At 68.9% G+C, this 13,647-nt stretch carries 11 protein-coding genes and 1 pseudogene; 5 read left to right on the top strand and 7 right to left on the bottom strand.

The features are described 5' to 3' along the window. Positions 1-297: 297 nt before the first annotated feature. A pseudogene (locus AOQ53_RS41860) lies at positions 298-513 on the top strand (IS110 family transposase); the annotation flags it as partial. Between the two features lie 60 nt (positions 514-573). On the opposite strand, the gene AOQ53_RS30800 reads toward AOQ53_RS41860, so the two are convergent. The 3 genes from AOQ53_RS30800 to AOQ53_RS30810 all read right to left on the bottom strand — a co-directional run bounded on the left by AOQ53_RS30800 (position 574) and on the right by AOQ53_RS30810 (position 4,650). Then, positions 574-876 (bottom strand): putative quinol monooxygenase, encoded by a 303-nt coding sequence (locus AOQ53_RS30800; protein ID WP_059422242.1) that lies wholly within the window; start codon positions 874-876, stop codon positions 574-576. Positions 877-904: 28 nt separating this feature from the next. Further along, positions 905-3,463 carry a GH32 C-terminal domain-containing protein gene (locus AOQ53_RS30805; protein ID WP_059422244.1) on the bottom strand — a complete coding sequence of 853 codons (2,559 nt, stop codon included), beginning with the start codon at positions 3,461-3,463 and terminating at the stop codon, positions 905-907. 224 nt (positions 3,464-3,687) lie between these two features. Beyond that, complete coding sequence (locus AOQ53_RS30810; RefSeq protein WP_059422245.1) at positions 3,688-4,650, bottom strand: carbohydrate kinase family protein; 963 nt, start codon at positions 4,648-4,650, stop codon at positions 3,688-3,690. Between the two features lie 248 nt (positions 4,651-4,898). Here AOQ53_RS30810 and AOQ53_RS30815 point away from each other — a divergent pair, with 248 nt between their 5' ends. The 4 genes from AOQ53_RS30815 to AOQ53_RS30830 all read left to right on the top strand — a co-directional run bounded on the left by AOQ53_RS30815 (position 4,899) and on the right by AOQ53_RS30830 (position 8,964). After that, positions 4,899-5,921: a sugar ABC transporter substrate-binding protein gene (locus AOQ53_RS30815; protein ID WP_059422246.1), complete on the top strand. Its 1,023-nt coding sequence runs from the start codon at positions 4,899-4,901 to the stop codon at positions 5,919-5,921. A 107-nt stretch (positions 5,922-6,028) separates the two neighbouring features. After that, positions 6,029-7,042 (top strand): ABC transporter permease, encoded by a 1,014-nt coding sequence (locus tag AOQ53_RS30820; RefSeq protein WP_059422247.1) that lies wholly within the window; start codon positions 6,029-6,031, stop codon positions 7,040-7,042. Further along, a complete protein-coding gene (locus tag AOQ53_RS30825) occupies positions 7,039-7,875 on the top strand; it encodes an ATP-binding cassette domain-containing protein (protein WP_059422248.1) in 837 nt (278 codons plus the stop codon). Before AOQ53_RS30820 ends, AOQ53_RS30825 begins: the two co-directional genes overlap by 4 nt. 69 nt (positions 7,876-7,944) lie before the next feature. Further along, complete coding sequence (locus AOQ53_RS30830) at positions 7,945-8,964, top strand: LacI family DNA-binding transcriptional regulator (RefSeq protein WP_059422249.1); 1,020 nt, start codon at positions 7,945-7,947, stop codon at positions 8,962-8,964. Between the two features lie 116 nt (positions 8,965-9,080). Here the strand turns inward: AOQ53_RS30830 and AOQ53_RS30835 are convergent, their stop codons facing one another. Genes AOQ53_RS30835 through AOQ53_RS30850 form a run of 4 tightly spaced genes read right to left on the bottom strand, consistent with a single transcriptional unit; the run spans position 9,081 to position 12,978 of the window. Next, complete coding sequence (locus AOQ53_RS30835) at positions 9,081-9,695, bottom strand: GTP-binding protein (RefSeq protein ID WP_059422251.1); 615 nt, start codon at positions 9,693-9,695, stop codon at positions 9,081-9,083. Continuing rightward, complete coding sequence (locus AOQ53_RS30840; RefSeq protein WP_059422252.1) at positions 9,643-10,086, bottom strand: DUF742 domain-containing protein; 444 nt, start codon at positions 10,084-10,086, stop codon at positions 9,643-9,645. Before AOQ53_RS30840 ends, AOQ53_RS30835 begins: the two co-directional genes overlap by 53 nt. 50 nt (positions 10,087-10,136) lie before the next feature. Beyond that, positions 10,137-10,613: a roadblock/LC7 domain-containing protein gene (locus tag AOQ53_RS30845; protein ID WP_059422253.1), complete on the bottom strand. Its 477-nt coding sequence runs from the start codon at positions 10,611-10,613 to the stop codon at positions 10,137-10,139. Then, a complete protein-coding gene (locus tag AOQ53_RS30850; protein ID WP_059422254.1) occupies positions 10,594-12,978 on the bottom strand; it encodes a sensor histidine kinase in 2,385 nt (794 codons plus the stop codon). Before AOQ53_RS30850 ends, AOQ53_RS30845 begins: the two co-directional genes overlap by 20 nt. Between the last annotated feature and the right edge of the window lie 669 nt (positions 12,979-13,647).

The raw sequence follows: 13,647 nt of genomic DNA on the forward strand, positions 1-13,647 counted from the left end.
ACCCTCAACGCCACACCGGGCCGGAAGGACACGCACCACCACAACCGACCTGACCAAGCACTACTAGGTGGCCGAGGTCTGGGCACGTTCGCTGAGCAGCGTTTGCCCGGCCGCGAAGGCGTCCGGCGCCCGTCGAACTCCGCGTCGTCGTGGACCCTTCGATCGCCGGGATCTACCTCGCCACAGGCCAGGTCCTCACGCTCAGGTTCTACGCGGTCGGCGACGGACCATGGCAGCTACAGGTCCACGCCACGGGCACCGGAGGCAGCGACTTCGTCGTCGAGGCATGGGCCCCTCGGCGAACACGCGCCACGGGGCGGCAACCGGCAGCTCAAACGGGTGATGTTCCTGTCCGCGTTCGCTGCCCTGCACGCTCCCGCCTCCCGTTCCTACTACGACCAGTGCCGGGCCCGCGGCAAGACCCACACGCAGGCTCTTCTCCTTCTGGCCCGCCACCGCATCAGCGTGCTGTTCGCGATGCTCCGCGACGGCACCTGCTACGGACCCAGAACCCAAGCCTCGCTTGACGAAAGACAGAGAGGCACCCCCGCAGGGGCCCTTGTCAACGGCTCGTCACGGATTCGTGGCCAGCGGATCGAGGAACGTCAGCACGGAGGCGTCCTCCTCGATCAGCGGAGCGAGGGCGGTGTTGAAGGGGCCGCCGTACGGGGCGTTCAGGTGTGCCTGGAAGGCGTCCTCGTCCCGGTACACCTCGAAGATCCAGAAGGCGCGGGGCTTCGCCGCCTTGGTGTAGACGTCGAAGGCCAGGTTGCCTTCCTCCTCGCGCACCTTCAGGGCGTACTCCCCGATCAAGTGGGCGACTTCGGCCTCCGCCCCCTCGCGGGCGGTGAACTCGGCGAGCAGGGTCTTCTTCACGGTCTGGTGTCCTTGTCGGTAGCGGGGGTCACTTGTGGGCGGAGTCGAGGTGCCAGACGACGGCCTTGTCCAGCTTCACCGAGCCGTTCTCGGCGAAGACCTGCACTCCCTGGCTGGCGGGGTCGGGGAAGATCTGGTCGGTGATCACGGCCTCGCCGCTGCCACCGAAGACCTCGACGGACGACCAGTCGACCAGGATCCGCAGCTTCACCTTGCCGTTGTGGGCCTTGAGCGGGCCGGTCTGGACGCCGGGGAAGGTGGCGTTGAAGTCCACGGCGCCGGAGCGGCTGCGGTCGACGTACAGCTCCTGCGTGGTGGTGTCGTAGCCGATGACGGTCTCCTCGCCGTCGGCACCCGTGCGCACCTTCAAGCCGAACCGTTCGGCGTCCTCGAGGGAGAAGGTCGCCTCGATGTCGAGCGCCTTGCCCTCGGCCGCACGGCCGATCAGGGGCTTGGACGTGCTCTCGACGGTAACCCCGGTCGCGGACGCCGGGTCCTGCCGCAGGGACCTCACGCCGTCGACCGGCTTGCTGGTCAGCCGGATCCGGCCGTCGATGGTGCGCAGGGCCATCTCCCGGGGGATGCTCTGCGCACCGCGCCAGGGAGCAGTGGGGATGGCGCCGCTGTAGTCCCAGTTGTTCATCCAGCCGACCATGTACCGCTTGCCGCCCGGTGCGTTCTCCCAGGAGACGGCCGCGTAGTAGTCCTTGCCGTAGTCGGCCCAGTCGGCGCGCTGCAGGCCGGACTTGGCGGGGGCGTCAGCGGCGGTGAACCGGTCGGCGAGGATGTGGCCCCAGCCGGCGGTGTTCATGTCGACGATCTGGATCCGCGCCTTCTTGCCGGTGTAGGGACGCATGTCGAAGGAGGCCCAGTCCAGGGTCTCGCTGTTGGAGCCGGTGGCGCTGCGGACGACCTTGCCGTCGACGATGAGGTTGACGGACGTCTCCTGGGAGACGGGCTGGGCCTGGATGTCGGACAGCATGATGTGGTCGACGTTGAGGTGGCCCCAGCCGCCGGTGTTGTCGTCGACGATCTTTATCTGCGCCTTCTTGCCGGCGAGGTCGCTGACGTCCCAGGAGGCCCAGTTGAGAGCCTCGCCGTCCTGTCCGGTGGCGCTGCGCACGACCTGGCCGTCCACGAGGAGTTCGATGGAGGTGGGATTGCCGGCGCCGGCGGGGTGGTTGCCGCCGCCGATGAGGAAGTTGATGTGTTTCTTGTCGATGGTGAACTCGGGTGAGGTGAGGGTGCCCGTGGTGGAGTCGCCGTCCAGGTAACTGTTGACCAGGCCGTCACCGAGGAATCCGGAGACTTCCTGCTGGTTGGGCAGGGTGCCGGTGGCGGGTGCGGTGCCGAAGGCGTCCCCCGTCGTCGTCCAGTCGCCGTAGGTGCCGCCCTCGAAGTCGGCGAGGACCGTGCCCGCGGGCGGGGGCCCCTGTTCCATGACGGTTCCGGGTACGTGCGGATGCCGGCCACCGCCGACCTTGAAGTTCAGGTAGGAGCTGTCGACGGTGAATTCCGGTGAGGTGAGGGTGCCGGTGGTGCCGTCACCTGCGTGGAAGCTGTTGGCGAGGCCCTTGCCGTCGAAGCCCGTGACGGTTCCCTGCCCGGCCAGTGCCCCGGCCGCCGGTCCCTGGCCGAACGCGGTGCCGGTGGTCGTCCACGTACCGAAGTCGGTGCTCTCGAAGTCCTGCACGACCTGGCCGGTGGGCGGGGTGTAGGTGCCCTTGTCCTCGGCGGTGAACTTCTTGCCGTCGAAGTCGCCGATGAAGTACTGGGCGGCCGAACCGCCTGCGATACCACCGGGGTTGATGTTGACGACGAGGACCCACTTGATGTTGTTCTCGTCGCCGTCGACCGCGAGGGGGAACAGGTCGGGGCACTCCCACACGCCGCCCGTCGCGCCCTCGGGCCCGAACTCGCTGAGCAGCTCCCAGTCCTTGAGGTTCTTCGACGAGTAGAACTGCACCTTGTGCTCAGCGGACAGCGACACCGTCATCAGCCAGCTCTTGGTCGGCTCGTACCACTGGACCTTGGGGTCGCGGAAGTCCTTCGAGCCGATGTCGATGACCGGATTGCCCTGGTACTTGGTCCAGGTGCGGCCGCGGTCGGTGCTGTAGGCGAGCGACTGCGCCTGTATGCCCGTGCTCTTGTCGTAGCTGGTGTAGACGGCGACCATGGGCGGATTCTTCTTCGTGCCGAACCCGGTGGTGTTGTCCCAATCGACCACCGCACTGCCGGAGAACACCATCTCCTTGTCGTCGTGCGACAGGGCGAGCGGCAGCTCTTTCCAGTGCACGAGGTCCGTGCTCACCGCGTGCCCCCACGACATGTCGCCCCAGGAGGTGCCGTTGGGGTTGTACTGGTAGAAGAGGTGGTATTCGCCCTTGTAGTAGACGAGGCCGTTGGGGTCGTTCATCCAGTTCTTCTCCGGAGTGAAGTGGAACTGGGGCCTGTAGGTCTCGGTGTACGTCGGGGTGCCGGCGGCGACGGCCTGCGGGGCGAGCGGGGGCGCGGACAGGGCGCAGACGGTCGCCACCGCCGCCAGCATCCGTGTGCGGGCAGGCGGGAATACACGTCCAGAGCTCATGATGTCTCCTGTGCCGTGGCCGTCCACTCGGCGGAGCCTGCGGCCCTGGCGATGGACCGGCCGGAAAGTGACGCCCTGGCGGGGCGGCGTCGTCCAACGCCGCCGACCAGGAATGTCATCGTTGACCTGTGTCATCGATGACATCGAGTGCCTGATGATGAGCGCAACTCCGCCGTCACGTCAATGGCCCGGGCGAGATCGCTCCGGCGCGTGCTGCCGGCGCGTCAGGCCCCGCCGGCCGTCGCGAGCTGCGCCAACTGGCTCTGCCACGGCGGATTGGGACCGGCAACCGAGCAGGTCAGGGCCGCGACCTTCACGGCGAACAGGCAGGCTTCCTCGACATCGGCGAGACGCAGGCCCGTCAACCTGCCGCCGAGGAGTCCGTGGGCGCCGAGGTGATGCAGCAGTCCGGCGGTGAAGGAGTCCCCCGCACCGACCGTGTCGACGACCGGTGCCGCCACCGCGGGCACCTGCACTCGCTCCCCGTCGAGTGAGGCCATGGCGCCCTCGGCGCCGCGCGTGATCACGACGAGCCGCACCCCCGCCGCATGCCAGGTGTCGCACGCCTGCTCGGGGGGCGTTCCGGGCAGGAGGAGATCCAGGTCGTCCTCACTCAGCCGCAGCACGTCCGCGAGGCCGCACCAGTGCGTCAGCCGGTCGCGGTAGACCTGAGGATTCACCAGGAGCGGCCGGACGTTGGGATCGATGCTGATGGTGGCCTGAGGCGAGGATGCCGCCAGGAATTCCTCCACCACCGCCGCGCCGGGCTCACGGACCAGCGCCAGTGACCCGGTGTGCACACAGGCAGCTTGGGAGAGCTCCACCCCCGCCAGTTCGCCGGGGGTCCACTGCCAGTCGGCCGTGTTCTGCGCATGGAACGAGAACGCCGCCTGCCCCGTGGCATCCAGTTCCGCCACGGCCAGCGTGCTGGGCTCGACGGCGGCAACGGCGTACGACAGGTCTACGCCGGACTCTTCCAGGTGGGCTCGGAACAGGCGCCCGAACACATCGCCGGACAGGCGCGCGAGGAAGCGGGCCGGGGTGCCGAGGCGGGCCAGGGCCACCGCGGTATTCGCAGGTCCGCCGCCCGGCAGCACCCGCAGGGCGAGTTCGTTCGAGGCGCTGGCCGGTTCGGTGAAGGCGTCGGCGACACACTCTCCCAGAACGGTGATCTGACGCGAGCTCATGGGCTGCTCTCTCTCGGAAAAAGTGGGGCAAAAGGGCCGTGTCGCGACGCATCCGCTGATCCTGCGCGGGGACACCGGGTGCAGACGTTGCCGATTTGTGACGAGTGGAAGGCATTGACGTTGCCGGGATCCGGAGTCCATCATCCTCGCCATGCAGAGTCAACGATGACATAGGTCAACGATGACATCTCGGGCGGCATGCTCTGAATCCCGACCCCGTGCCGCTCGCCATCCCACAGGAGTCGATCATGTCTCGCACCACTCGCCTGCCCTCCTCCCTCATCAGAGCCGCCGCTGTCACGGGCATCGCGGCCCTGACCCTGACTGCCTGCGGGTCCGGCTCCGGTTCCGGATCGGGTTCGTCCAGCGCCGGTTCGGGTGAGGCCAAGGTCGGCCTGATCACCAAGACCGACACCAACCCGTTCTTCGTCAAGATGAAGGAGGGCGCGGAGAAGACCGCAAAGGCCGAGGGCGTCAAGCTCATGACCGCGGCCGGCAAGTTCGACGGCGACAACGCCGGGCAGGTCACCGCCATCGAGAACATGGTCGCCGCCGGAGTGAAGGGCATCCTGATCACCCCGAGCGACTCCAAGGCGATCGTGCCCGCGATCGAGAAGGCCAAGGCCAAGGGCGTTCTGGTCATCGCCCTGGACACCCCGACCGAACCGGAGAGCGCGGTCGACGCCCTCTTCGCCACCGACAACCTCAAGGCCGGCGAGCTGATCGGCGAGTACGCCAAGGCCGCCATGAAGGGCAAGACGGCGAAGATAGCCACCCTCGACCTCGCGCCGGGAGTCTCCGTCGGCATCCAGAGGCACGACGGCTTCCTGAAGGGCTTCGGCGCCACCGACAAGGACGTCGTGTGCGCCCAGGACACCAGTGGCGACCAGGCCAAGGGCCAGACCGCGATGGAGAACTGCCTGCAGAAGGCGCCCGACATCAACGTCGTCTACACCATCAACGAACCGGCCGCGCTGGGCGCGTACACCGCGCTGAAGGCCAAGGGCCGGGAGAAGGACGTGCTGATCGTCTCTGTGGACGGCGGCTGCACGGGCACCCGGGCCGTCAAGGACGGCAAGATCGCGGCGACCTCGCAGCAGTACCCTCTGAAGATGGCCGCCGAGGGCGTCAAGGCCGTCGTGACGTACGCCAAGGACGGCAAGAAGGCGTCGGGTTACACCGACACCGGCGTCACGCTGATCACCGACAAGGCGCAGGACGGGGTCACGTCGAAGGACACCGCCTACGGCCTGGAGAACTGCTGGGGCTGAGCCGCCCCGCGGGCATCCCGTACCGCCTTTCCCCTCAGTCGGCGGGCCGGCTCCCACCTCCCCGACCGGGAGTCGGCCGCCCTCTCATTCTCCGTCAAGGACCTCGCATGACTGCCACGTCCACGCCACCGTCCACATCCTCGCCGTACGCCGAGCTCAAAGCGCCCACCACGGTCCGCAGGCTGCTCACGCAACCGACCACCGGCCCGCTGGTCGCGCTTCTGCTGGCCTGTGTGTTCTTCTCAGTCTCGACCGACCAGTTCCTCACGGGCGGGAACTTCTCGCTGATCGTGCAGCAGGTCATGGTCGTCGGCACGCTGGCGATCGGCCAGACGCTGATCATCCTGACGGCGGGCATCGACCTGTCGTGCGGGGCCGTGATGGCCTTCGGCAGCATCGTGATCGCCAAGATGGCGGCCGAGGGTTCCCTGCCGCCGTTGGCCGCCATCGCCCTGGGACTGGTCGTGTGCGGCGGTTTCGGTCTGCTCAACGGACTGCTGGTGCAGAAGATCCCGCTGCCGCCGTTCATCGTCACCCTCGGCATGCTGAACGTGGCGTTCGCGATGACCCACATCTACTCCGCGGAGCAGACGGTCACCAACCTGCCCGGCCCGCTGACGGCCCTGGGGCAGACCTTTCCTCTCGGCAAGACCGACATCACCTACGGCTCGCTCGTCACCATCGCCCTGTTCCTCCTCCTCGCCTACGCGCTGAGCAGCACGGGCTGGGGCCGGCACGTCTACGCCCTGGGCAACAGCCAGGAAGCGGCTCGCCTGAACGGCATCCGCACCTCCCGGCTGACCATCGGCGTCTACACCACGGCGGGTGTGCTGTACGGCATCGCGGCCCTGCTGCTCATCTCCCGTACCGGGGTGGGTGATCCGCAGGCCGGACAGACGGACAACCTCGACAGCATCACCGCAGTGGTCCTCGGCGGCACCAGCCTCTTCGGCGGACGCGGATCGGTCCTGGGCACCTTCATCGGCGTCCTCATCGTCGGCGTCTTCCGCAACGGTCTGCAACTGATGGGTGTCGCCTCCATCTACCAGACCCTGATCACCGGAATCCTCGTGATCCTCGCGGTGACCATCGACCAGATCTCCCGGAAGAAGGCACGATGACCGCCCTCTCCTCCCCCACCCCCGTCCTGCAGGCCCGCGGTCTGGTCAAGCGCTACGGCCATGTCACCGCCATCGACGGCGCCGACTTCGACCTGCTGCCCGGCGAGGTCCTCGCCGTCATCGGCGACAACGGCGCCGGCAAGACCAGTTTGATCAAAGCCCTCACCGGTGCTGTGGTCCCGGACGAGGGCGAGATACGCCTCAATGGCAAGCCGATCCAGTTCTCCGGTCCGCAGAGTGCTCGCGCCCATGGCATCGAGACCGTCTACCAGGACCTCGCGGTGGCGGCCTCCATGGACATCGCCTCCAACATGTTCCTCGGCCGCGAACTGCGCCGACCCGGCGTCCTCGGCAGTGTCTTCCGCATGCTGGACAAGAAGCGCATGCGCCAGGAGGCCGCCGAGCACATGGCCGACCTCAAGATCGGGCTGCGTTCCCTGACGCAGGCGGTCGAGACCCTTTCCGGCGGACAGCGCCAGGCGGTTGCCGTGGCCCGTTCCGTCGCCTGGGCCCGCAGTGTCGTCGTCATGGACGAACCCACCGCCGCCCTCGGCGTCAAGGAGTCCGGTCAGGTCCTGGACCTCATCCGCCGCGTCCGCGACAGGGGCATGCCGGTCGTCCTGATCAGCCACAACATGCCGCACGTCTTCGAGATCGCCGACCGGATCCACGTTCACCGGATGGGCCGGCGGGCGGCCCTGCTCAAGCCTTCCGACTACTCCATGGCGGAGGTCGTCGCCATCATGACCGGGGCGCTCAGCGTCGATGAGGCCGGGGATACGGTCGTAGCGGATTCCGCAGCCGCGAAGGCCGCCGGAGTCCAGGCCACCTGACCACCCGCACTCACAGGTTTCCGGCCGAGGCCGCGGCCGGAACCGACGAGCACAGGAGACAGTTCCCCCATGGCAGCGAACCGCCGCCCGACCCTTGCCGACGTCGCACGCGAAGTCGGTGTCAGCGCCAAGACAGTCTCCCGCGTCCTCAACGAGGACGGACCCGCCTCCGCCGAGACGAGGGAACAGGTCCTCGCCGCCGTGGCCAAACTCGGCTTCCAGCCGAACCTCATGGCACGCAACATCCGTGTCGGCGGGCCCGACACCACCATCGGACTGGTCATCCCCGACCTCGGCAACCCCTTCTTCGGAGCCGTGGCCCGAAGCATCGAGGACACCGTCCGCGAGCGAGGACTGACCCTCCTCATGGGCTCCTCCGCGGACGACCCCGACCGTGAACGCGATCTGACCGACAAGTTCCTCGCCCGCCGCGTCAGCGTTCTGATGGTCGTGCCGTCCGTCGGTGCCGACCACTGCCATCTCAAGGCCCATCGCACCAGGGGCCTGCCCGTCGTCTTCCTCGACCGCCCGGGGGCGGGCTTGTCCACGGACAGCGTGGTCAGTTCCAACCGCACGGGCGCCCACGACGGCGTCGCCCACCTCATCGCCCATGGCCACCGGCGCATCGGTTTCGTCGGCGACCTGCCCACCAAGCTCTACACCCGCCGTGAACGCCTCGCCGGTTACCGCGAGGCCCTCCAGGAAGCCGACATCCCCTACGACCGCTCGCTGGTCGCCAACGCCCACGACCAGCACGGGGCCTCCGCCGTCACCTCCCAGCTTCTCGACTCGGCGGATCCCCCCACCGCTCTGTTCGCCGGCAACAACATCGTCGCCCTGGGCGTCGTCACCCAACTCGCCCGCAGCAAGAGGAAAGACGTCGCCGTCGTCGCTTTCGACGACGTGGAACTCGCCGAGGCCCTCGAACCGGCCCTGACGGTCGTCGCCCAGGACCCCGAGGAGATCGGCAGGACAGCTGCCACCACGGCACTGGCACGCCTCGACGGCGACCGCTGCCGCGCACGCACCATCAGCGTGCCCACCCGGCTCATTGTCCGAGGCTCAGGGGAGCGCCCGGCTCCGGCGTAGCGTCTGCCGGTGGGGAGTCCGGCGGGGGTGCGGAGCAGAGGACTGGGATATCACCGTCCTGGTGATCTCCGTGGCTTGCGTGGTCGCCGTCCAACTCCACTGGGGGGAGTTCGCGTTCAGGGTGCCACGTCAGCTTCGGCCCGGGCCAGGGCGACTTCCAGTACGACCAGCAGCGCATCGCGGACCGAGCCCGTCTTCCGTGCGTCGAAGACGATCAGCGGAACGTGCTCGGCTACGTCCAGTGCCCATCGCACTTCGTCGAGGTCGTGCTCGACCTCCCCGTCGAAGGCGTTGACGGCGACCGCGAAGGGGACGTCCTTGTGCTCGAAGTAGTCCACCGCCGCGTAGCAGTCGTCCAGTCGGCGGGTGTCCACGATCACCAGACCGCCGAGGGCGCCCTCCACCAGGTCGTCCCACATGAAGCCGAACCGGTCCTGGCCCGGGGTGCCGAACAGGTACAGCTTGAGCGTCGGGTCGATGGTGATGCAGCCGAAGTCCATGGCGACCGTGGTGGTGGTCTTGCCGGGAGTGTGCGTGAGATCGTCCACTCCTGCCGCGACCTCGGTGATCGCGGCCTCCGTGGTGAGCGGCCGTATCTCGGAGATCGAGCCCACGGTCGTGGTCTTGCCGACACCGAAGCCGCCGGCGATGACCAGTTTGACCGGCGTCGGCGGCTGTTCAACTGGTGTCACGGAGTGTCCCCCGTGAGTCGGGGACGGCACGAAGACCATCGATAACCCTTCGCAGTACGGAGAGATCCTGGGCGGTCCCGGTGTTCGGCCGGTGGACCGTCAGATGCCCTGCGGCACGCAGGTCCTCGGCCAGCACGCGGACCACGTTGAGGTGCAGTCGCAGCCCGGCGGCCAGTTCCGCCACCGACTGCGGCCGCCGGCAGGCCGCGATGATGTCGTGATGTTCGAAGGTGAGCGAGTGCAGGACGGAGAGCCCGGCCGAGGTCGACACGACCTGGGTCTCGACCGGGATCGGCAACGCCGCGCCGCCCCCCGACACGCGGCCTGCGGTCAGCAGGAACGGCCGGATCGCGGGGGCGCGGCCGGCTGCCGGATCCGGCGATCCCCCGGCGTGCCCCGCTGCGTCGTGTGGTGGTCCGCCGACGGCCATCACGATCCCTTTCCGAAGTGCCTGTACCCGTGCCCCGGGCGGGGGGACGGTCAGCCGGCCGGGGCTGCGCCGACACTGTTCTTCAGCTCCAGCACCAGCTGGGGGGTGAGCGCGGCCCCGGCCCGGTTGGCGAAGAGAGTCATCTCGTAGGCGATGTTGCCCAGCTTCGCCTCCTTGGAGGTCACCACTCCCAGGACGGCGCCGCAGCCGATGGCCGACACCAGCACATGGCCGCCCTCCAGATCGATGATGACCTTGTTGAGGCTGCCGAGCCCATAGTTGCCGGAGGCGCCCGCGGCGAGACTCGTCAGGCCGGAAACGATCGCGGCGAGCCGCTCGGAGTCGGCGTGCTCACGCAGTTGGGAGACGGCGATCAGCAGGCCGTCGGACGACACGGCGATGGCGTCGACCACACCGGCGGTCTCCGTGGCGAACCGGTCGAGCAGCCAGGTGAAATCGGCCGCGGCGGCCCGCAGATCGGTGGGTTCCGGCCGCTCGGAACTGCTGTCAGCTGTCGACGTGGTCACTGCCGGGCTCCTTCTGGGATTGCTGGTGGTGCGATGGTGCTGGTTTCGTCCGGGCGTGAGCACTGTCCTGCTCTGCCCTGCGTACGGCTGCCTCGAACTCGTCGAGCTCCGAGCGGACCGCCTCGGCGTCGGCGGGCTGCCGCACCGTCGGCGCCTCCCGGTCCGCCCGCGAAGAGGTCATGGCGAGTGTCGCGCCCCGTACCCGCCGCCGCAGCGGCCGTGAGCCCTCTGCGGCACGCTGTTCGCCCGAGGCGGCCGTCGGCTCCCCGCCGGCGTCCTCGACGGTCCGTTCCACGGTGGTCGGTCCCTCGCCGGTGCGCGCCGGGAGGCGCCGGGGAAGCGGGTCGTGCGACGAGGGGGCCGCCGACCGCTCGGTGACACCGGTGGCGGAGACCGGTACGCACGACGGCGCGAGCGCGGCGGTCTCCTGCCCGGTCCTCACCGGGAACGCCGCCACGGCTCCGATCGGGCCCGTGTCCACGGGCTGGGGGTCCTCGATGTCCTCGGGATTCATGGTCAGCAGGAGCGAGGCGGGGATCCAGACGGTTGCGGTGACCCCGCCGCCCGGCGTACGGCTCAGCGACACGCGCACACCCCAACGCCGGGCAAGACTGCCGACCGCGAAGAGGCCGAGCACCCTGGTCGGCACGAGGTCGAGCCGTTCCCGGCGCACGAGCCGGGCGTTCTCCTCGGCGAGGCGCTCCGCGCTCATGCCGAGGCCGTGGTCGATGACCTCGATCAGCGCCCCGCCGTCCTCGGTGACGTCGGTCCCGGGGCGGACGGCCACCTCGACGGGCGTGTGGGAGGGCGAGAACGCGACCGCGTTCTCCAGCAGTTCGGCGAGCATCAGCGTCAGGTCACCGACGATGTCGGGCGCGACGGTGACCTCCGTCTCGGGCCGCAGAGACACCCGCTGGTAGCCCTCGATCTGGCCGAGCGACGCCCTGATGACGTTCGCCAGGGGGGTCGGCCGGGCCTCGACGCCGGTCTCCCGGATTCCGGCGAGCAGCATCAGGCTGTCGGCGTTGCGCTGGAGGCGTACGGCAATGTGGTCGATACTGTACAGCCGTTCGAGCAGCTCGGGGTCGGTCTCCTCGCGTTCGACGGCGTCGATCAGCATGAGCTGACGTGTCGTCAGGTTGCTGACCCGCCGGCCGACGTTGCCGAACATCTCGGCGACGTTGCGCCGGCTGAGCACCTGCCGCTCCAGCAGCTGGGCGGCGGTGACCTGAACCTGGTTGAACGCCCCGGCCAGTTCGCCGATCTCGTCACGGACCGGGACCGGGATCGACCTCGGCCGCAGGGGGGTGCTGTCGGCGGACTCGTCGTCGGAGACCCGGGCGAGTTCCTCGCCCGCCACATCGACCACCTCCTGGGCGGAGCGGGTCAGGGCCTCCAGGGGGCGCACGACCGAACGCCGGATCAGGACGCAGAAGGTCAGCCAGGCGGCGAAGCCGAACAGGGTCAGACCAAGCAGGTAGACGGCGTTCCGCAGGGCATCCGCGGAGACGGCGTCGGCCCGGGCGGCGGTCTGCTCGATCAGCGACCTGGTGATACCGAGTCGGGCTTCGGACTGCCGGGTCCCGTCGGCGATCGCCTTGCGGAGCTGCGTCGGCGTCTGGCCCTGCAGGGCCCCGGGATCGATCTGGAGCTCCGCGAACCGGGCTTCGACACCGTACTGTTCGGCACTGCGCCGGATGCCGTCCATGCGCAGGACCTGCGCCGGTGTGGCGATGCCCTCGAACCGGTCCAACTGGTGGTCGTAGAGCTTGCGAGCGCCGACCGCCCGGCTGTACTCGGTGAGGGCGTTGGCGTCCCTGGTCTGGGCGGAGAACACGGCGCTCTCGAAGGCCGCGTGGGAGGCGTCGGCGCGCAGCACCGTGTCCAGGAGTGTCACGACAGAGGACGACGAGGTGCCCAAGTAGCGCCCCAGGCCGATGCCGTCGATCAGGTACTCGACCGCGGAGGCGTACGCGGGGTCGATGTTGGCGGCGGGGACATAGCCACGTTCGAGCTTCTCGCGCAGGACACCGAGGCCGCGGATGTAGTCGAACGCCTGCGCCTCCTCAGGCGGCAGGCCGGAGGCGAACGCCGAACGCACGGCGGCGACCTGCGCGTCGGTGCTCCGCTGTGCCCGACGATAGTCGGTGGTCGGCGGCAGCGGGACTCCGGGGCGGGCCGAGTCGTAGTGCACGGAGAGCAGGAGTGCCTGCCGGTGTTCGGCCTGTACGTCGTTGATGAGCTGCGCGACCTGTTCACTGTCGCGCACCAGGTCCGCGATCCGGCCCGCGTCCCGGGCATGCTGCACCTGGCCGTAGGCGCCGACGCCGAGCAGTACGCCGACGACCGCGATGGGCGCGGTCACCAGGACGTTGAGCTTACGCCGGAAGGGCCACCGGTCGAGAACGGTCGCCGCCTTGCGGCTAAACCGCGGAGTCCGGCGGGCATGCCTGGGCTGGTCCGGTGCGTGCGGCGGGTTCCCTGTGGTGGCGGACACCCGGGCCTCCTTCGACGTGTTGCTGAGCGGTGACGGGGATGTCGTGTTCACGGACCGCCGACCGGCCGGCACCGGACGTGACACTTTCGCGGCCTTCATCGCTGATAGGAACGAAGAGATCGCGCCAGGTGTCCGGAACCAAGCTGGGCGAGAGTACCGCCTTTACCATGACATGACAAAGTTTGGGTCATAAAAAATCAATGACGGAATGTTTGCGAAGTATCTCCCGAGTGCAATGCTTCGCCCGGTGAGGCGCTCGCCGTATCGCACACCGCTGATCGATCCCCGGTGCTCAGTGCCGACGTTGACGCGGACCGACCAGTCGAACGCGCCCCTCGGCTCGGGCACGCGCCGCCTCCCCGAGCCACCCGGGCCGCCGACGGGCATCGCCGCCCGCCGGCTTCGCGGGCCTCTCCTCCCGTCGCTGGCCTGATCCTCACGACAGCGACCACGCGCGGGAACCGTCGCCGACCCCCACGCCCCGCCTCCCCACCCAGCCCTGCCCTCTCTCGCACCGTGTTGGAGACCCCGTGCACC

The organism is Streptomyces azureus (genome assembly GCF_001270025.1).
In the GTDB taxonomy this organism is placed as follows: Bacteria; Actinomycetota; Actinomycetes; order Streptomycetales; family Streptomycetaceae; genus Streptomyces; species Streptomyces azureus.